This window comes from Aquirufa ecclesiirivi, assembly GCF_011250515.1.
Taxonomy (GTDB): Bacteria; Bacteroidota; Bacteroidia; order Cytophagales; family Spirosomataceae; genus Aquirufa; species Aquirufa ecclesiirivi.
This window is the reverse complement of sequence record NZ_JAANOP010000006.1, coordinates 128255-147888: the sequence shown is the minus strand read 5'-3', so window position 1 is coordinate 147888 and position 19634 is coordinate 128255. Positions and strand designations below refer to the sequence as shown.

The window sequence follows — 19634 nt, the reverse complement described above, 5'->3', positions numbered from 1 at the left end:
AACTAGTTAGATTTTGATTGTTTAGCTGCCAAATGAATGGCTTTACGAATCCTCACTTGTGTACCACATCGACAGATATTGGTGATCGATTCGTCAATTTGCTGGTCAGTAGGCTTAGGATTGCTTTTGAGTAAAGCAGAAGCGGCCATAATTTGCCCGGCTTGACAGTAGCCACATTGTGAAACATCCAGTTCTTCCCACGCTTTTTGGAGTGGGTGATTACCCTTTTCACTAAGTCCTTCTATGGTTAGCACTTTGCCAGTACCAACGGCAGAAATCGGTAACACACAGGAGCGGATGGCCTCTCCATTGAGATGTACCGTACACGCACCACATTGTGCTATGCCGCAGCCAAATTTCGTGCCAACTAAATTTAGGTTATCTCGAAGAACCCATAAAAGAGGGGTATCGGCATCGGCTTCTACCGACATCGTTTTACCGTTGATTGAAAGCGCGTATTTTGCCATAATGTGTTAATTGTTTAAACCTATTTTATATAATCTTCCTTGGTCAGTGATAGTATACAAAGCTCCATCCCTTCCAACTGTTAAATCACGAAATCGTTGATTTTGGTTGGCAAGAAGGCGTTCTTCTCCTATAACTTTATTATTCTCAATGACCAACCTTACTAGGTGCATACCACTCAGGCAAGCAACAAAAAGATTGTTTTTCCATTCTGGGATTAAATCTCCAGTATAAAAAGTCATGCCGCTTGGAGAAACCACTGGATCCCAATAATAAACCGGCTGCTCCAAACCTACTTGTTGTTGAATTCCCGCTCCAACGGGTTGACCGCTATACTCCAATCCGTAGGTTATTGTCGGCCAGCCATAATTGTGAGCGGCCTGAATCCTATTTATTTCATCACCGCCACGTGGACCAAATTCCCCTAGCCAAACATCGCCTGAAATTGGATGAAGCGCTAATCCCTGGGGATTCCGATGACCCATGCTGTATAGTTCTGGTAATGCCCCATTGCCAGTAAATTTTGGATTACCAGGACTAGGTTCACCTTGGGTGGTAATTCTGATCACTTTACCTAAAGAAGCAGTTACAGATTGAGCCATTTGTCGTGTATTGCCATTTAAACGTTCGCCAATACTTACCAATAGGTTGCCTGTGGCATCAAATATAATACGTCCTCCATAATGTCCGCTGCTATTGGAACTGGGGCTTGCTCGATAAATGATGCTTACATTTTCTAAACTCGTTTCGTTATTGGCAAGTCTTCCCTTAGCAACCGAGGTAGTTGTACCTCCCGTTACATTTTCAGAAAATACCCAATAAACCATTCTATTCGCTGCAAATTGAGGGTCAATACAAAGTCCTAATAAACCACCTTGATTTCCTGAATTCACTGTTGGAATGCCCATTATAGCGGCGCTTACTGTACCAGTAGGGCTAACGATACGCATCATTCCCGCAGCTTTTTCAGTAACTAGAAAACGCCCATCGGGAAGGCTTACAATGCCCCAAGGAGCCCTAAGTTCGGAGGTTAAGATAGTGGATTGAAAAGCTTTAGCCGTTTTAAGTCCAATAACCCTGGTTTGTCCAGCAAAAGCAGGCAAATAGTTTGGGGCATTCTTAGGTAGTGTTTCTACAGGTGGTAAAGTTCCCACTGTGCCATCTGTCTTGCCGCTATTACTATCCGTGTTTCCTCCTGGACTTATACCTGTCGAATTGCTGGGTATACCTTCGGGCAGTTTTTTGCAGGAGACTAGTACCATAGAACTAATCACCAAGAATAAAATGAAACATGTCTTGTTCGATGGATTTTTCATTCAATTATTTTCTAAAAGTTTAAATTCTAAAAATTTCCAAACGCTAATTATATCCTTTTTCTGCTTCTATTTTTTGCAAAAAACTTTGCTTATATGTTCTACCAATGGGAATCTCGGATTGATGAATTTTGATAGAATCGTGATTATAGGTGACAATTTTTTCGATGGAGATAATGTAAGACTTATGAACCCGAACAAATTTTGATTCGGGTAATTTAGCTTCCATAAACCCAAGCCTTTCATAAGCAATATACATTTCGGTCTCTGTATAGATCTTCATATAATCTTTGAGGCCTTCGATGTATAAGATATTGTTTAAATACACTTTGACTTGTTCTTTATCTACTTTCAAAAACAAATAGGCATTGTTGACAGAATAAGGATCAGCCAAACTTGGCTTAATGATATCCTGAAAGTGCAAAAATTTTGAAATAGCCTTTAAGAATCGTTCTTGACTGATGGGTTTCACTAAATAATCAAATACATCAAAATCAAAAGCCTCAGCAGCATACTCACGAAAAGCTGTGGTCATAATAACTTTGGGTTTTATTTGTAAGGATTTCAATAGCTCAAAGCCCGACATACGCGGCATTTGAATATCCAGTAACATTAAATCCACTTCATTATTCTGTAAGTAAACAAAACCCTCAATGGCATTATCGAACTGAGCAAGCACCTCAAAATCTGGCAAGACATCAAGGTAAGCCTTGATTAAATCTCGGGCAGGGCGTTCATCATCAATAATAATACAACGGTAGGCCATTATTCAGTTATTATTTTTAATACCACCAAGAAACTATGCGCTTCTTTATACATATTGATTTCGTGCTTATTGGGGTATATCAAAGCTAAGCGACGTATTACATTTTCAAGCCCTAAGCCGCCGTTAGAGCGTTTTACATCTTCACTTCCTTCCTCTATGCTGTTTTCCACCTTTATTGTAAGTTCATTGGTTTTGGTTGAAATATCTATTCTCATCCAAGAGTTTTTAATCGAATTATTAATACCATGTTTGAAACAATTTTCAATAATGGGTAATATTAATAAAGGGGGTATTTGAATATGACTTATGTCATCATAGACGTTAATTGAAATGTCTACCTTATCTCCAAATCTGATTTTTTGAAGATCTAAATAGTTTTGGATGTATTTCAGCTCGTCTATTAAGGCTACATTTTCTTTTTTCGAATCATAAAGCGTGTATTCTAACAAATCAGAAAGTTTAATAATTTGATTCGCAACTTTGGGCGTTTTCTTAAATGCTTCAGCATAAATACCGTTTAAAGTATTGAAAATAAAATGGGGTTGTACCTGTGATTTAAGAAGCTCTAATTCAGCATGGGTCTTTTCTTGTTTGAGGTCCTTAAGTAATTGCTGCTGAGAATTCCACACGCGTATGAAATAAAACATTCCATAGAGAAATACGATAAAGTATAAGTTGAAAAACTCATATACAAACTTGGGAAAAAAGAAAAAGGGTGTAGGAAATGGATGTGGCTCTAGGTAAGGATAAATATAATAAAAGTAGATAGCTCGTTTTAATGTGATAGCAACGATGGCCAATACGATAATTCCAATACTAAAAATTACTTTCTTGTTGTTTAAATAAAATTTTTCAAAAAGGATATGAAGTGAAACATAAGAAATCAAAAATGCGATGGGAACATTAACACAGGCTTTTATAAAAGCAGCAAAATAATGATTTGAAAATGTACCTGCTGTCAGGAACTCATAAGTAAAGTAACTGAGCCAAAATATTAAACTAAATTTGATACTATAATTTTTGGCGTTCATGGAATAACAAGTTGATTAATCGGTACAAATGTATTTCCATTTTTGATTTAAATGGAAAATCGTATTTTATATTCGACAAACGACTGTGTATCGCCACCAACGGCGCTGATGTTATGATTTTCAAGAATTCCTTAAGGAAAAAACAAGGTGATTTTCTAAAGAAAGGCCAAGTAATGGCTCATTCTACATTATATATTCTTCATTTTACATTCTACATTCTAACAGTACTAAGCGGAGTGACAATCGGTTCCGCGCAGCGGAATTCGTCTTAGGATTAACCGTATTTCTCCTGTTTTTTTTGTTTCTTTTTTTATGAAAAAAAAGAAATGCCAAAGAAAGTTAAGCTTCTGAAAATTGATGAATTCAAAAGATTTTAAAATGCTTTTCATTTAAAATCAGACACTTATCGTTTCATTATTTCACATGGATTTTCTTTTTTTGAAAAAAAAGAAACAAAAAAACTTCTTTTTTTGTCGTTCAGCCAAGGCGAATTCCGCTTTGCGGAACCGTGATTCACTTCGCTATCGCCTATATTTTTGACGCCGACGCGCATCGCCCATGCTGAGGTCAAAACCTCGTCTACCGCTGCGTTCATCACATTTCGCAGGACTGCACGACGGAGTTTTCTATCAAAATTCTACATTATTCATTTTACATTAAACGGTTAATCCCAACGAAAGATTGGAACGCAGCATGAGCGAAGCGGAAGGCGCATCTTTGACCTCGTGCGTAGGCTAAAGCTAAGCGTCAAAGATTAAAGCCGTATGCGGAGTGACAATCGGTTCCGCGCAGCGGAATTCGTCTTAGGATTAACCGTATTTCCTCGTTTTTTTTGTTTCTTTTTTTATGAAAAAAAAGAAATGTCAAAGAAGGTTAAGCTTCTGAAAATTGATGAATTCAAAAGATTTTAAAATGCTTTTCATTTAAAATCAGACACTTATCGTTTCATTATTTCACATGGATTTTCTTTTTTTGAAAAAAAAGAAACAAAAAAACTTCTTTTTTTGTCGTTCAGCCAAGGCGAATTCCGCTTTGCGGAACCGTGATTCACTTCGCTATCGCCTATATTTTTGACGCCAACGCGCATCGCCCATGCTGAGGTCAAAACCTCGTCTACCGCTGCGTTCATCACATTTCGCAGGACTGCACGACGGAGTTTTCTATCAAAATTCTACATTATTCATTTTACATTAAACGGTTAATCCCAACGAAAGATTGGAACGCAGCATGAGCGAAGCGGCAGGCGGAAAGGAATTTATAAATGATGAATTATAACATATAAATGGTGGTGGCTCATTCTACATTCTTCATTCTACATTGAACGACTAATCCCTAATAACTGATTCTTAGCCTCATCAGGATGCATAAACTTAAACTCTCCCTGATGCCTAAACCAGGTCAATTGTTTTTTGGCATAATGCCGACTATTTCGCTTCAATAAGCGAATCATTTCTGCTTCATCATATTCTCCCCTCAAATGTCCATAAACTTCCTTGTAGCCAAGGGTTTTTAGAGCATATAAATGCTGGAAATCTTGGTATTGGATAGCTTCTTGTACTAGCCCTTGGGCTAACATCTGATCCATGCGTTGATCAATACGTGCATACAATTCTTCCCTAGGTCGATCCAAGCAGATTTTAATGGATTGGAAGGGTCGGTCTGCAGATTGTTTTTTTCTAAAATCGGAATAAGGCTTACCGGTAGATAAACATACTTCCAAGGCTCTCACAATACGCTGAGGATTCTGTTGATCTACCTGAGCAGCATAAGCTGGATCCAATCGCTGCAATTGCTCCCACAAAGGCGCAATTCCATCGCTTGACAATTGTTGCATCAATTGCTCACGCAACGTCAAATCCACTTCGGGCATTTCATCCAAACCTTCCAATAAGGCTTTGATATATAGTCCAGAACCACCCGTTAAAATGACCACTTCATGCTGTTGGAATAGCTTCTCTAAAAGAATTAAAGCTTCTCGCTCAAAATCCCCCGGCGAGAAATATTCTTGAATGGTATGAGAATCAATGAAATGATGTTTGATGCCCCCTTGCTCCTCTTGAGTAGGCTTGGCGGTACCAATCGACAATTCTCGATAAAACTGTCGGGAATCAGCCGAAATAATCTCTGTATGTAGCTTTTGGGCCAGTTCAACACAAAGAGCGGTTTTTCCCACCGCTGTGGGACCAGCAATGACCAATAAAGTGGGTAATTTTTCCTTCATGAATTTAGGTTTTTCGGGTATATTTCTTGACAAAGCGTCCAATCAATGGACCTACAATGAAGCCAGGTAATAACCAAAAAACAAAGGAAGGAATAAATTGAGGGAAAATGGAACTATTGACCACTAAAAATGCTGTTAATGAGGCTATATAGGTCCCCATCATGCGTTGAATATGATTGGAAAGCCAAGCCAAACGGATACTGTAACCCGACTGCTGAAATTGATAATCCTGCCAAACAAATCGAAGTCCGATACCTCCAAAGACCAAAAATACGATACCAAAATTCTTAGCTTGAATAAGCAGGTAGATTCCAAAAGCGATGAAAATAATTCCAAAGACCAACATGAATATTGAAATCACGTAATCTATTGCTAGCGCCTCCTGACCATTTTTCTTAAATCGAAGGTAGCGTTTGGCACTCAGATTCATGTACAAAGTAAAAATCCCGACAATGAACAAAAAGTAATTGGGGTGCAAGATAGCCATCACCAAGGAAGTGACTCCAGCCAGGCACATGCCCCCATAAAAAAGAAGGCCTAGTTTTCGATGGTTGCTATCCCCTTTTCGTAAAAAAAGTATCAAAGTCCCCACCAATAAGCCTAGGCCTCCTCCCGCAATATGTAAACATAAAAGAATAAAAAAGACTTCTTTCATGTTTCGAGATTACCAGAAATAGGTATATAAGAAAGTCAAAATGGTACATATCACCACCGAACCAACAATGAATGAAGGGGACATTTTGAACATACTTGCGTCAATTTCTAATCCCTTAGGATTGTTTTTGCTTTCTGGATCAGCCAATGAAATAACCACCATACATGTCACACAGAAAATAAATACCCAAGCCATACGATCCATAAATGGAATCATCATGCGGCCTGTTTCATCTGGGAAAGAAGAGTAAAACATACATTCAGTTACTCCTGTCCAAGTAGGAATGTATTTGGTCATAATCGAAAAGGTTACCCCGCCCAATAAAGCCACTAAAGCAGCTTTGGAAGTAGCTCTTTTCCAGAAGAAACCTAAGGTAAACAAGGCAAAAATACCCGGAGAAACATAACCTGTGTACTCTTGGATAAACTCAAATCCTCCTTTTTTATCTATACCCATCATCGGGGCAACAATCACAGAAGTAACCATGGCTCCTACCACGGCAAAACGACCCACATTCACCAATTTCTTTTCAGAAGCGTTCGGGTTGATGTATTTCTTGTAAATATCGAGCGTAAAAATGGTTGAAATGGAATTGGCTTTTCCTGCCATAGAAGCTACAACGGCTGCGGTTAAAGCCGCAAATGAAAGTCCTTTCAAACCTGTTGGCAATAAATTCAATAATACAGGATAGGCATTATCTTTGTTCAATACACCATCTTTCAACATCTCTGTTTGAAACATGCCATCTTTGTACAATAAATAGGCTGCAATACCTGGCAAAACCACAATAATCGGCATCATCAACTTCAAGAAAGCGGCAAATAAAATACCATTTCTAGCTGTTTTTAAATCTGCTCCTAAAGCTCGTTGAGTGATGTATTGATTACATCCCCAATAGTTCAAATTGATAATCCACATACCCCCAACTAACACAGCTAAACCTGGTAAACTTGGATAATTAGGATTTCCTTTTTGCAAAATCATGTGGAAATGCTCTGGAGCCTTGGTTAATAAGTGATTCACTCCGTCAATTACTCCTGAACCGCCAAAACGATCCGTCACCATATTCAAAGCCAAATAAGAAGTAGCTAAACCTCCTAACACTAAGAACACCACTTGAATTACGTCCGTATATCCAATCACTTTCATACCACCTAAGGTGATGAAAATAGCAAATACCGACATACCTATCATACATACGGTAAAGTCGACACCTGAGATCGTTGTAACGGCCAAAGCCCCTAAATACAAAATAGATGTTAAGTTAACGGTAATGTACAACATCAACCAGAATACCGCCATGATCAAACTCACCGTAGGACTGTAGCGCTGAGTCAAGAACTGAGGCATGGTAAATATCTTATTCTTCAAATAAATCGGCATGAAGAAAATAGCCACAATTAACAAGGTAGCTGCTGCCATCCACTCATAGGTAGCAATGGCTAAACCTAATCTAAAACCATCACCCGAAGTACCAATAAACTGCTCTGCCGAGATATTAGAGGCGATTAATGAAGCTCCAATAGCCCACCATGTCAATGAACCTTCTGCTAAAAAGAAGTCGTTGGAGTTAGAAATTTTAGATTGTCTTTGTTTGTAAATCCAGTAACCATATCCGGAAACAACAATAAAATAAAAGAGGAACACGAGGTAATCGAGTAATTGTAAACCTTGAGATTGCATAGTTTTTTATAAAAGTGAATGGGTCAAAAGTTTACTAATTTAGAGGAATCCAAAGGAAAATAAAAAATTATTGCAGAATAGTTAGACAAAATGTGATTTAATCCATTCTTGCCGGTGGCACAAGGATCACTTCTTCGCGGTCTACAATCACCTGACCGGCTAATAAATCTTTCGTCTTTCTAATGTACTTTTTTGAACTGATGATCACCGGACATAAACTTTCATGCTGCCTTTTGGAAAAATGTGCCGCCAAGCCTGCGGCCTCCTCAATGACCTGCTTGGGTACTACTTTTTGCTGAGGATTTCGAATTACAACATGAGAACCCGCCACATCTCGAGCATGCAACCAAACATCGTGGCGTTTGGTATATTTCATGGTCAATAAATCATTGTTTTTGGCATTTCGACCTACCCAAACTGTCCAACCTTGTACATCAAATACCTTAAATGGTATTTCTTCTACGGCTTTTTGAGAAGTATCTTTCGTTAATAGCGGAATAAATGCTTTCAACTGCTTTCTATTGGTGGCTTGATTTACTTGCTCCCACCGTTCCCATACCTTGATTTCTTCCTTCTTACGATCCACTTGCTCTTGCCAATGGGCTAGTTCTTTGGCATAATTTTTCGACTTGCGGTAAAAATTTTCTGCATTTTGAGTCGCACTTAAACTGGCATTCAGCTTGACTTTGATCGTGCTATCACGATAAAAATCAGGCAGTTCTATGGAAGTAACATTGGCTGGAATCAAATGCAAATGTGCCATGATGATATTGGCGATCTCTTCATAAGGTACACTAGCTCCTCGCTTGTTCCCTTGATTCAATAAGTCTTGAAGATAAAGACGAGTCTTGTCTTGAGCTCTTTGAAAAAAGTTCAATAACTGATTTTTCTCTTTGAGAAACTCCCCAATGGAATAATGATACTTATATAATGCATTTAATGCTTCTAATGGATCATGTCCTACATACAAAGCTTCTCCCTCGGATTTTAATAAACTCAGATATACTCCATCTTCTCGATGGTAAACATAAAATGTAGGATTTTCTATCTCTTTTTTTAATGCTTGAAGTATCTCCCACCGACCTTTCAAATGGGCATTTTCATACCCTAAATTGAACAGATGAGCTTTTATCTCTTTGCCAAAGGTGGGAAATAAGGCAGAATAATTCCCGTCATTCGCTTGGAACGCCTCCCAACTTTGATCTAAAGATCGATGTAATTGGGAAAGAGAAATTTCGGCATCCTTCTTTAATCTAGACTGAAAAAGACTTTGAAACTCCCCATCACGAAACAAAATGATGTTGGCTCTATTGCCATACATTTTGAAAAGTAGCACAAAGTCCCCTAAAAAATGAAGGCTAAAGGCGCGTTCATTTTCATACATTTCTACTTCTTGAACCTCTGCCAACAGGACATCAGAAAACAAGTCCACAGAATTCCTCCCTGCCCGATGAAAGTTGTCGGGAAATTGCAAACAAGAAAATTGAGGTCCCAAACAGCACTTCATCCAAAACTCATCTCCATTTTGTCGCTCAAAACCCAAGACTAATTCATCCTTTTCCTGAGAAAAACATTGCTTCAAACGAGCATACATCAATTTTTGACGTAAGGTTGAAGCAAGTACTCGCAAGAAATAATAATTATTGTGCATAAATTGCGGGGAATTTAATTCTCTTCATGTCCAAGCAAGATTCATATTTAACCATTGCTTCACCTTCGGAAGGTCTGTACAAAGATAAAGGAAGTAAGTTCATCGGCATGGCCTATCCGGTGAAAGATCTGGAAGAAATTAAAAGTCGACTTCAAGAGTTAGCCCTATTACATCCCAAAGCCCGACATATTTGTTATGCCTACCGATTGGGTTTTAGTCCGGAAGAAGCCCGCTCCAATGACCATGGAGAGCCTTCAGGAAGTGCGGGTAAACCGATTTTGAATACCATTTTATCACAGCAATTGCATTATGTGTTCATTGCAGTCATTCGATATTTTGGTGGTACCTTGTTGGGTGTTCCAGGATTAATTCATGCTTACAAAGAAGCGAGTTTAGATGCTTTGACTCAGGCAGAAATCATTGAATATGAACCTTTGGTGGAAGAAGAACTCCACTTCCCTTATTCAGAGCTGAATGAAGTCATGAAAATCTGCAAAAAATTACCAATTCGAATACTAAATCAAAAAATTGACAATCTTTGTACTTTCAATCTTTCATTTACACAAAGAAATGCAACAGAAGTAATGAAAGCATTGGAGAAGATTAGCCGACATTAATACATAAACCTATTTCAAATGAACTATTTTAAGCTGTACCGTACCCCTCACGGACATGTCATTCAATCCAGTCAATCGGACAAATCCATTTTTCATCAAGCAACTTCTTGGGATGATTTCATCAATCAAGAAAATTTATTTGAAGCTTGTGCCAGCGCCTTTGCACACGGTACAGAAGTGAATTTTGGGGATATCCATTTGTTGCATCCAGTAGACCAACAAGAGATTTGGGCGGCAGGTGTGACTTATTTGCGCAGCAAAGTGGCAAGAATGGAAGAATCCAAGGAGTCGGGAGGAGATACATTTTACGACAAAGTATATTCGGCACCTAGACCAGAAATTTTTTATAAAGGAAATAGCCACAGAGCCGTTGGGCAAGGTGGCCAAGTGAGAATTCGTAAAGATTCAGCCTGGAATGTCCCAGAACCTGAATTAACCCTTTTCGTGAATGCTCAAGGTCAATTAGCGGGTTATACCATTGGCAATGACATGAGTTCAAGGGATATTGAAGGAGAAAATCCATTGTATTTACCTCAGGCCAAAGTATATGATGGAGCTGCGGGAATTGGACCTTGTTTATTGGTGACAGACAAACCTTTGGCACCAGAAACGGTGATTGACATGCGTATCTTCCGTGACGGGAATGAAGTTTTCCAAGGAGATACTCAAATATCTCAAATGAAGAGAACTCACGCTGAATTGGTGGAATACCTGACTCGTGAAATGACCTTTTCTAAAGGTACATTCCTTATGACAGGCACCTGCGTGGTACCAGATCATCCTTTTACCTTGCAATCAGGCGATCGCATCGAAATTCAAATTGAACCCATTGGAACTTTAATTCAAATTGTAGCATAATGAACCTTACAGGTGAACAAATCATAGGAAATTCATTTTCCAAACTAGGTACAAGTACTTTTCAAGGCATGCAAGCAGATTCAGGCATTGCCATTTCTACGCCATTTTATGAAGCAACAACCGCAGAAGTAGACTTAGCTATTGCTAAAGCGAAAACGGCATTTGCAAGCTTAAGAAAAACATCCGATGAAAAAAGAGTCTTGTTTTTAGAAGCCATTGCAGAAGAAATCATGGCTATTGGTGATCCATTAATTGAAATGGCTTGTTTAGAGGCAGGACTTCCAACAGCTCGAATTCAAGGAGAGCGTGGACGTACCACAGGACAGGTTTTGGCCTTTGCTAATTTCATTAAAAACAAAACATGGGTTAATCCCATTGATGATCCAGCTATGCCTGATCGTCAACCCTTACCTAAACCCAGTTTATTCCAAAAACAGATTCCATTAGGACCTGTGGCTGTATTTGGAGCGAGTAACTTCCCTTTGGCATTTTCTGTGGCTGGTGGGGATACCATGGCAGCTTTAGCTGCCGGTTGCCCCGTCGTTTTCAAAGCTCACCCTGCCCATCCGAATACCTGTGAAATGGTTGGAAGAGCTATCCAAAAAGCAGCAAAAAGAACAGAGATGCCAGAAGGTATTTTTTCCATGGTACATACTACTTCCCATGAAATAGGAGGCTATTTAGTGCAGCACCCCGATATACAAGCCGTGGCATTTACAGGATCTTACCGAGGAGGAAAAGCCTTGTATGATTTAGCTGTTAGACGTCCTATACCAATCCCTGTGTATGCTGAAATGGGAAGTATTAACCCGGTGGTAATCTTATCGGAAGGACTTGCCGCCCATGGAGCTAGTCTTGCGGCTAATTTCAGTCAGTCGGTTTGTTTAGGCCAAGGACAATTCTGTACTAACCCAGGGTTAATTGTTATTCAAAAATCGGATGAAGCATTTCTTCAGGATTTAGCTACTCAATTGGACACGATGTCGTTGAATGCGTTTTTAACACAAGGGATTGCGCAAGCATTTACCAAAGGTTGCGAAAAATTAGACCAACATCCTGCTGTAAAGCGATTCACCACCCAAGCCATTCCTTCACCAAGCTTGTTCGTCACTTCAGCTCAGGCTGCTATGAAAGATCAACAAATATTAGAAGAAGTTTTTGGGCCAAGTACCTTGGCGGTGGTAGCGGAAGATCAAGCGGAAATGATTGCATTTATTGAGTCATTACCCGGTCAATTAACGGGTACCATTCATGGAACCATCGATGAGATCAAAGCATTTCCCGAACTTATTGAAGCTTTAAGTTTACGCGTAGGCCGGATTTTGTTGAACGGTTTCCCTACTGGTGTAGAAGTATCTCCAGCGATGGTTCACGGAGGACCATTCCCTGCCACGAGTGATTCCAGAGGAACATCGGTAGGCACTCAAGCCATATACCGTTTTACTCGTCCAATTTGCTACCAAAACTTCCCCGCAGAGTTAATCAGTTAACTGATACAATAAACCCAATATTCCCAACGTTGGCAAGGTTCCAAACCTTGACAACGTTACAAAAAAAGCCTGAGAAATATTCCTCAGGCTTTTCTATTCATCATAATGAAATCGACATTTAACAATTAAGATTTCACCATCTCGAAATTGATAGATCAAACGATGTTCCTCGTCGATTCTTCTGGACCAAAATCCTGCATATTTAAATTTTAATGGCTCAGGTTTACCAATACCATCAAATGGATTTCGCGAAATATCTTTCAATAAATCATTAATTCGCTTTAGTTTCTTTTTGTCAGTCTGTTGCCAATACACATAATCTTCCCAAGATTCATCTACAAAGATGTATTTCATTCTTCCATTAGGCTTTTACTTAAAACATCACCTGACCTCAATTTTCCAATGGCAGCATCCAGCCTTTTTATATTCTCCTTTGATGACAACTCATGCTGAGTGGCGCAAAGGGAATTATACTCTGACAATGACATGATTACCACCCCATTATCTTTTCCTCGATTTATAATCAACGTTTCAAAATTACCCGTTACTTGGTCTAAGTACCGTTTGATATCTTTTCTGAAATCGGAGATGGAAGTTGTCAGCATAGTAAAATAATTTTGTACAAATATAAGTACAATATTATGTACATAAATAAAAAAACAATTGATTTATTTTTATCAATTTCAATGAATATCTATAATCAATAAACTGATACAATAAACCCGATTTTCCAACGTTGGCAAGGTTCCAAACCTTGACAACGTTACAAAAAAAAGCCTGAGAAATATTCCTCAGGCTTTTCCTAAATTACCCCAATTTATACTATTTCTGGATTCGGAACATTATCAAAAATCACATTTCCTTCCGCATCTAAATCCATCAAAACAGCTGAATCCTTTTTCACGTTTCCTGATAAAATCTCTTTCGATAATTCATTCAAAACAGCTCGTTGAAGTACTCGTTTCATCGGTCTACCTCCATAATTAGGATCATAGCCATCCTTGGCCAATTTAGCTAAAGCCTCGTCCGTAGCTTCTAAGGTAATTTGCTGTTCAGCTAATCGACGTTGGATTTCTTTGAACTGAATACCCAAAATCTTACGAGCATGTTCTTCAGATAAAGGTTCAAATAATACCACTTCATCCACACGATTCAAAAACTCCGGACGAACCACCTGCTTCAATAAAGTCATTACCTCTTCTTTGGTCTCATCCAAGATAATTTGATTATTCCAACCCTCCATGTGTCCCATTTTTTCCTGAATCAAATGACTACCAATATTGGAGGTCATGATGATAATGGTATTTTTGAAATTGGCTGTTCTACCTTTATTATCCGTCAATCGACCCTCATCGAGTACTTGTAATAAGATATTCCAAACATCTGGATGGGCCTTTTCTATCTCATCCAACAATACCACGGAATAAGGTTTTCTCCGCACCGCCTCTGTCAATTGTCCTCCCTCATCATATCCCACATATCCTGGAGGCGCTCCAATCAAGCGACTTACCGCGTGACGCTCTTGGTATTCCGACATATCAATACGAACAATCGCATTCTCGTCATTGAATAAATAGGCGGCCAGCGACTTCGCTAATTCCGTTTTGCCTACGCCTGTAGTACCTAAAAATATAAAGGATCCAATCGGGCGACGAGGGTCTTGTAAACCTGCACGGGAGCGACGAACCGCATCAGAAACCAATTCAATGGCTTGATCTTGCCCTGCTACACGTTTGTGCAACTCATCCTCTAAGTGCAACAATTTGTCTATCTCAGTTTGTAACATTTTACTTACCGGAATACCTGTCCACTTAGCTACTACCTCTGCTACATTCTCGGCGGTTACCTCTTCTTGCAACATGGTATTCTCTCCTGCAGAGGCTGATTGCAAATCTTTCAACTTTTGTTCCGACTCCACTAAACGGCCGTAACGAATCTCCGCTACTTTGCCATAATCACCTTGGCGTTCCGCTTGTTCAGCCTCTAATTTCAACTTATCAATTTTCTCTTTCTCGGAACGAATCGTATCTAAAACAGACTTTTCTGCTTGCCAACGGGCCTTTAGGCCATCTCTTTTTTCAGATAAATCAGCTAAATCTCTGGATAAAATCGTTTCTTTTTCCTTATTATTCTCCCGGCGAATCGCTTCTCGTTCAATCTCCAATTGCATGATTTTGCGTTGGATATCATCAATTTCCTCTGGCACAGAATCTATCTCCAAGCGCATTTTTGCAGCAGCCTCATCGATCAAGTCAATGGCCTTATCTGGCAAAAAGCGATCTGAAATATAGCGATTGGATAATTCAACAGCTGCAATTACGGCATCGTCCTGGATTCTTACCCCGTGGTGTAACTCATATTTATCTTTAATACCACGTAATATAGAAATCGCATCAGCCACATCGGGTTCTTCCACCATAACTGCCTGAAAACGACGCTCCAGAGCCTTATCTTTTTCAATATACTTTTGATATTCTTTCAGGGTGGTAGCACCTATGGCATGCAATTCTCCACGAGCCAAAGCTGGTTTCAATAAATTAGCCGCATCCATTGCTCCCTCTCCTCCTCCACCTGCACCAATTAAGGTATGTATCTCATCAATGAACAAAACAATCTCCCCATTGGAATCTGTTACTTCTTTGATGACCGCTTTTAATCGCTCCTCAAACTCTCCTTTGTATTTAGCTCCTGCAACCAATAAACCCATATCCAAGGACATCACAATCTTGGATTTTAAGTTTTCTGGCACATCACCCGATACAATTCTTTGAGCCAAACCTTCTACAATGGCTGTTTTACCAACACCAGGTTCCCCTAATAAGATAGGGTTATTCTTAGTTCTACGCGATAAAATCTGCAAGACACGTCGAATCTCCTCATCTCGACCAATCACGGGATCAATTTTCCCAGCCTTGGCCAAATCATTCAAATTCTTACCGTATTTTTCTAAGGATTGGTAAGTACCCTCTGCATGTGGATCGTTCACTTTTCTATTTCCTCTAAGTTCTACAATGGCATTTTTTAATGAAGTGGTACTGAGGCCTAAGGATTTCAAGGCATCCGAAACGGCGTCATTCCCATCCAGCAAAGAAATAAATAATACTTCCACGCTGATGTACGAATCCCCCATGGTTTCTTTCCATTTTTCTGCCTTTTGAAGGGATTGTTGCAATCCATTACTCAAAAAGGGCTCTCCGGAAACCTTAGGATAAGAACTAATAATTTTACTTAACTTTTCTTGAATTTGTTGGGATGATACTCCCAACTTTTTCAGCAAAAATGAAACCGTTTGGGTATCATCTTGCAAGATTGCGGCCAACAAGTGACCCGTTTCAATGGCTTGCTGGCCCGCATTGGTAGCCAATTCCACTGAATTTTGAATCACAATACTCGCTTGGGAAGTGTAATTTTTAGGATTCATCTGTTTTTTCAATTTGACATCTCCCTTTCAAATTTGAATCCAGTGTAAAAAATCGGAAAAAATGACCTATTTGTCTTTTATTTAAATTTCAAAATAAGCCATTTTGTCCGAAAATCAGGCATATTGTACTTGAACCGCCTCTTCAAAACGGTGCAAGGCCTGTTTCAATAATTCGATTTCTAATTCAAATTCTTTGAAATCACAGAGCTTTGCCTTGCCCTCTATTTTCCGACAAATCGTATACACCTCGGCAGCACCCAAGGTTCCTGAATTACCTTTTAACGTATGTAATTCCGATTGTACACCCTTGCAATCATTCTTCTGATAAGAACTTTCGGCATCCTGTATTTGCTGTTTGGCCTCTTGAATAAAATCACACAACATACTTTTCACAAAATCCATATCCCCACCTGTGGCTTCTAATAAGGAATCCAATGCCTCTTGATCAATGGGATTGACCGAATGCTCTTTACTGATGGCCTCTTGTTTCACATGCGTTCTCTCCCCCTTGGTTACCCAATGGTTTACCATTTGAATTAACTGTTGAGCGCGAATCGGTTTCGCCAAATAATCATCCATTCCCACAGCTAAAAAACGCTCGCGATCTTCCTTCATGGCATAGGCCGTCATAGCTACGATGGGCGGCAAACTAACTAAGCCCAATTGTTTCAAATGTTGGGTAGTCTGCATACCATCCATTTCAGGCATTTGAATATCCATCAAGATCAAATCAAACTCATGGCTTTTACTCAATAAACCAATAGCATCCTTCCCACTAGAGGCTGTTTGAACGATACATCCGGCCTTAGCTAATATTTGAGAGGCCACTTTTCGATTGGTCGAATTATCATCAACCAACAAAATATGAGGCTGTATATCTTCTAATTTTCCTTGAATGACAAACTTATCTGCGTCTTTATTTCTTTGAACCAATTCTTGTTTTCCTACTTTCAAATGGACTTTAAACCAAAATGTACTTCCCTTACCCAAAGTGGATTCTACGCCAATATCCCCTTGCATCATTTTACAGAATTCGCGAGAAATGGCTAATCCTAAACCTGTTCCACCATAGACTTTAGAGGTAGAATTATCTAGTTGTTGAAAAGCACTAAACAATATTTTTAAATTTTCAGCACTGATACCAATACCAGTATCCTGTACTTTCACGACTAAATCCAATGATTCTTGGGTGATATTTTCTCCTGATACATCAATGCTCACTTTCCCATGTTCTGTGAATTTCAAGGCATTGGAGGTCAAATTGGATAGAATTTGTAACAATCGTGTCTCATCTGCGACCACCACTTCGGGTAAGTCTTTGGACAAGTGATATTCCAACGTATTTCCTTTTTGACAAGCCACTTGGGAAAACAAGGCCATCAAACGATCTAGCACATCATCCAAGACTAAATCACTTGGGTGCAAGACCATCTTACCCGCTTCTATTTTGGCTAAATCCAAAATATCATTTAAAATATGCAGTAAGGTCTCGGATGATTTTTTAATCGTTTGCACATAATCAACCTGATCTTCATTCAAAGGGGTATCGCTCAATAAATCCACCATGCCAATTACCCCATTCATAGGCGTACGAATCTCATGACTCATATTGGCCAGAAATTGTTCCTTCACTTTTAAAGAGCGTTCTGCCTGTTCACGAGCTTCCACCAAGGCATGTTGATACTTCTTTAAATCCGTAATATCACGGGCAATACCCGATACTTCTTCGATTGTCCCATGCTCCAAAAAGATAGGATTCAAATAAATTTCCAGCCATTTCTCCTCCCCATTTTTGGTTAAAAGTTCCAATTCAAAATGCTGTTTTTGCCCCCTAAAAGCCATTTTATAACCTTCTTCCATCCTTCTGCGCTCGGGTGGAGCTAAGAGCTGAAAGCCCATTTTTTCGGCACTGATATTAATCTGAGGACTAATACTAATTTGCTCAACCAATAAATCCGAATATTCGTGATTAAAGCTGGTCAAAAACAAGCGTTTATTCACCGACCACATTAAGTGGGAACTACCTTCAAAAATGGCATTCAGTCGAGCCGTTTCACGCGCTAAAGCCTCTTCTGCCTGTTTTCTTGCAATGGCCAAAGCCACCTGACCCGATATAAAGTCCAATAGCTCCAAATCTCGGTTTTCGTATTTATTGGAACGCTCATAGGATTTCACTCCGATAATTCCCGTCACCCGGTCACCAATACGAAGCGGCACACAAAGCATCACCTTAGGAACAACCCCATATAAGTAAATTTTCTTTTCATTGGCTAATTGATGAATATCATCATCGTGTAATATCAAAGGCTTATTGGCCATGATGGCATATTCCGTCAAACCATTCCCCAATTTCCTTTTGGTAAAATGAACCCTAGAATTAAAGTATTCATCCACGTAATAAGGAAAATACAAGAAGCTTTTGGCAGGGTCATATTGAGCGATGAAGAAATTCTTCACATCAATCACTTCCCCTAATTGCTTGTGGATATTGGAATATAGATCATCCAAATTGGACGAATTAATCGTCACCTGAGCAATGGAGGAGTATAATTTACTGGCCCGTTCGGCACGGACTTTGGCAGTGGAGTTATGTAAAATACATCGGAAAGCCGTGGGTACACCTTTTTCAAACCGACACGTGGCTGAACCACTGACGTATAAGCGGCGACCGTCCTTTCTTCTAAATACCGCGGTAAATTCGGGAATCTCGTTTCCTTTACTTAATAAATCCAACTGATTTAAGGTATTGGAAGCAAATTCTGGGTGCAATACATCCTGTAACTTCAAATCTCTCGCTTCATCTTCTGTATAACCCATGGTTTCTAACCAAGCTCGGTTGACAAAGAGAAAACGCCCTGTAATTCCCGTAATTTGGATTAAGTCGGTCGTATTATTAATCAAATCCTGCAACTGCGCATTGGATCGACTTAATGCTTCACTAACTTTTTTCCGTTCACTGATATCTTCACCAATGATACTTAAATAGGTCTGCTCATCTAGCTCACTAACTATGGTGGAATTTACTTCCACCCACTTAGTATCCCCTGATTTCGTTACATAGATTCTTTCGCGTTCTTCAAATAATCCACCATTGGCTATAGCTTGATTAAAAGCTGAGCGACGACCCTGCCTTTCTTCGATAGGCAATAAAGTAGTAAAAAAATCTTTACCATTTAACTCATTGGGCTCATAACCTAACAATTTATGCGTGTAGACATTGGCATGGGTGATGGTTCCATCCAAGGCCATGATGATTCCAAAAAGCTTTAAACTCTCTAAAGTCCGAATGAGATTCTCTTTGGCAGAAGTTCCGGTAAAGGATGATTCTGTCATTTCGATTACATCCAACTGATTTTTTAGTTGTCTAATTTCCTGAATTAATTCGTCTTTGGATTTCTGTGCCCAACCTGCCATGGCTTTATTCAAAATTTTGCTTACAATGTACAAAAAAGGGCGTAATTTT

The 19634-nt window shown here is 39.3% G+C and carries 17 protein-coding genes; 3 read left to right on the top strand and 14 right to left on the bottom strand.

The features are described from left to right. Positions 1–2: 2 nt before the first annotated feature. From G9H65_RS09815 to G9H65_RS09770, 10 genes are all read right to left on the bottom strand, one after another. A complete protein-coding gene (locus tag G9H65_RS09815) occupies positions 3–467 on the bottom strand; it encodes a (2Fe-2S)-binding protein (RefSeq protein ID WP_166375161.1) in 465 nt (154 codons plus the stop codon). A gap of 6 nt (positions 468–473) precedes the next feature. Continuing rightward, on the bottom strand, positions 474–1781 hold the full coding sequence (locus G9H65_RS09810) for a PQQ-dependent sugar dehydrogenase (protein ID WP_235927490.1): 1308 nt from the start codon (positions 1779–1781) through the stop codon (positions 474–476). Between the two features lie 43 nt (positions 1782–1824). After that, positions 1825–2544 carry a LytR/AlgR family response regulator transcription factor gene (locus G9H65_RS09805; RefSeq protein WP_166375160.1) on the bottom strand — a complete coding sequence of 240 codons (720 nt, stop codon included), beginning with the start codon at positions 2542–2544 and terminating at the stop codon, positions 1825–1827. Then, the gene (locus G9H65_RS09800; protein WP_166375159.1) at positions 2544–3575 is read right to left on the bottom strand and encodes a sensor histidine kinase; all 1032 of its coding nucleotides are present in this window, start codon (positions 3573–3575) and stop codon (positions 2544–2546) included. The genes G9H65_RS09805 and G9H65_RS09800 overlap by 1 nt, the downstream gene beginning before the upstream one ends. Before the next feature lie 403 nt (positions 3576–3978). Continuing rightward, entirely contained in the window at positions 3979–4170 is a 192-nt protein-coding gene (locus G9H65_RS09795) for a hypothetical protein (RefSeq protein WP_166375158.1), read from the bottom strand. 342 nt (positions 4171–4512) lie between these two features. Continuing rightward, complete coding sequence (locus G9H65_RS09790) at positions 4513–4704, bottom strand: hypothetical protein (RefSeq protein ID WP_166375158.1); 192 nt, start codon at positions 4702–4704, stop codon at positions 4513–4515. Between the two features lie 183 nt (positions 4705–4887). Next, positions 4888–5796, bottom strand: a complete 909-nt coding sequence (gene miaA, locus G9H65_RS09785) for a tRNA (adenosine(37)-N6)-dimethylallyltransferase MiaA (protein WP_166375157.1) — start codon at positions 5794–5796, stop codon at positions 4888–4890. 4 nt (positions 5797–5800) lie between these two features. Next, positions 5801–6451, bottom strand: coding sequence for a hypothetical protein (locus G9H65_RS09780; RefSeq protein ID WP_166375156.1), 651 nt, complete (start codon positions 6449–6451; stop codon positions 5801–5803). 9 nt (positions 6452–6460) lie between these two features. Further along, on the bottom strand, positions 6461–8134 hold the full coding sequence (locus tag G9H65_RS09775) for a sodium/sugar symporter (protein WP_166375155.1): 1674 nt from the start codon (positions 8132–8134) through the stop codon (positions 6461–6463). A gap of 97 nt (positions 8135–8231) precedes the next feature. Continuing rightward, complete coding sequence (locus tag G9H65_RS09770) at positions 8232–9785, bottom strand: NFACT RNA binding domain-containing protein (RefSeq protein ID WP_166375154.1); 1554 nt, start codon at positions 9783–9785, stop codon at positions 8232–8234. A 26-nt stretch (positions 9786–9811) separates the two neighbouring features. Between G9H65_RS09770 and G9H65_RS09765 the strand changes: the two genes are divergently transcribed. From G9H65_RS09765 to G9H65_RS09755, 3 genes are read left to right on the top strand one after another with little or no spacing between them, the layout of a single operon-like run. Further along, a complete protein-coding gene (locus G9H65_RS09765) occupies positions 9812–10402 on the top strand; it encodes an IMPACT family protein (RefSeq protein WP_166375153.1) in 591 nt (196 codons plus the stop codon). Between the two features lie 18 nt (positions 10403–10420). Then, positions 10421–11260: a fumarylacetoacetate hydrolase family protein gene (locus tag G9H65_RS09760; protein ID WP_166375152.1), complete on the top strand. Its 840-nt coding sequence runs from the start codon at positions 10421–10423 to the stop codon at positions 11258–11260. Continuing rightward, complete coding sequence (locus tag G9H65_RS09755) at positions 11260–12750, top strand: aldehyde dehydrogenase (NADP(+)) (RefSeq protein WP_166375151.1); 1491 nt, start codon at positions 11260–11262, stop codon at positions 12748–12750. Before G9H65_RS09760 ends, G9H65_RS09755 begins: the two co-directional genes overlap by 1 nt. 93 nt (positions 12751–12843) lie before the next feature. Here the strand turns inward: G9H65_RS09755 and G9H65_RS09750 are convergent, their stop codons facing one another. From G9H65_RS09750 to G9H65_RS09735, 4 genes are all read right to left on the bottom strand, one after another. Beyond that, positions 12844–13104: a Txe/YoeB family addiction module toxin gene (locus G9H65_RS09750; RefSeq protein WP_166375150.1), complete on the bottom strand. Its 261-nt coding sequence runs from the start codon at positions 13102–13104 to the stop codon at positions 12844–12846. Then, on the bottom strand, positions 13101–13355 hold the full coding sequence (locus tag G9H65_RS09745) for a type II toxin-antitoxin system Phd/YefM family antitoxin (protein WP_166375149.1): 255 nt from the start codon (positions 13353–13355) through the stop codon (positions 13101–13103). Before G9H65_RS09745 ends, G9H65_RS09750 begins: the two co-directional genes overlap by 4 nt. A 212-nt stretch (positions 13356–13567) precedes the next feature. Continuing rightward, positions 13568–16171, bottom strand: a complete 2604-nt coding sequence (clpB, locus tag G9H65_RS09740) for an ATP-dependent chaperone ClpB (RefSeq protein ID WP_166375148.1) — start codon at positions 16169–16171, stop codon at positions 13568–13570. Positions 16172–16285: 114 nt separating this feature from the next. After that, entirely contained in the window at positions 16286–19585 is a 3300-nt protein-coding gene (locus G9H65_RS09735) for a PAS domain S-box protein (RefSeq protein ID WP_235927489.1), read from the bottom strand. Positions 19586–19634: the final 49 nt, after the last annotated feature.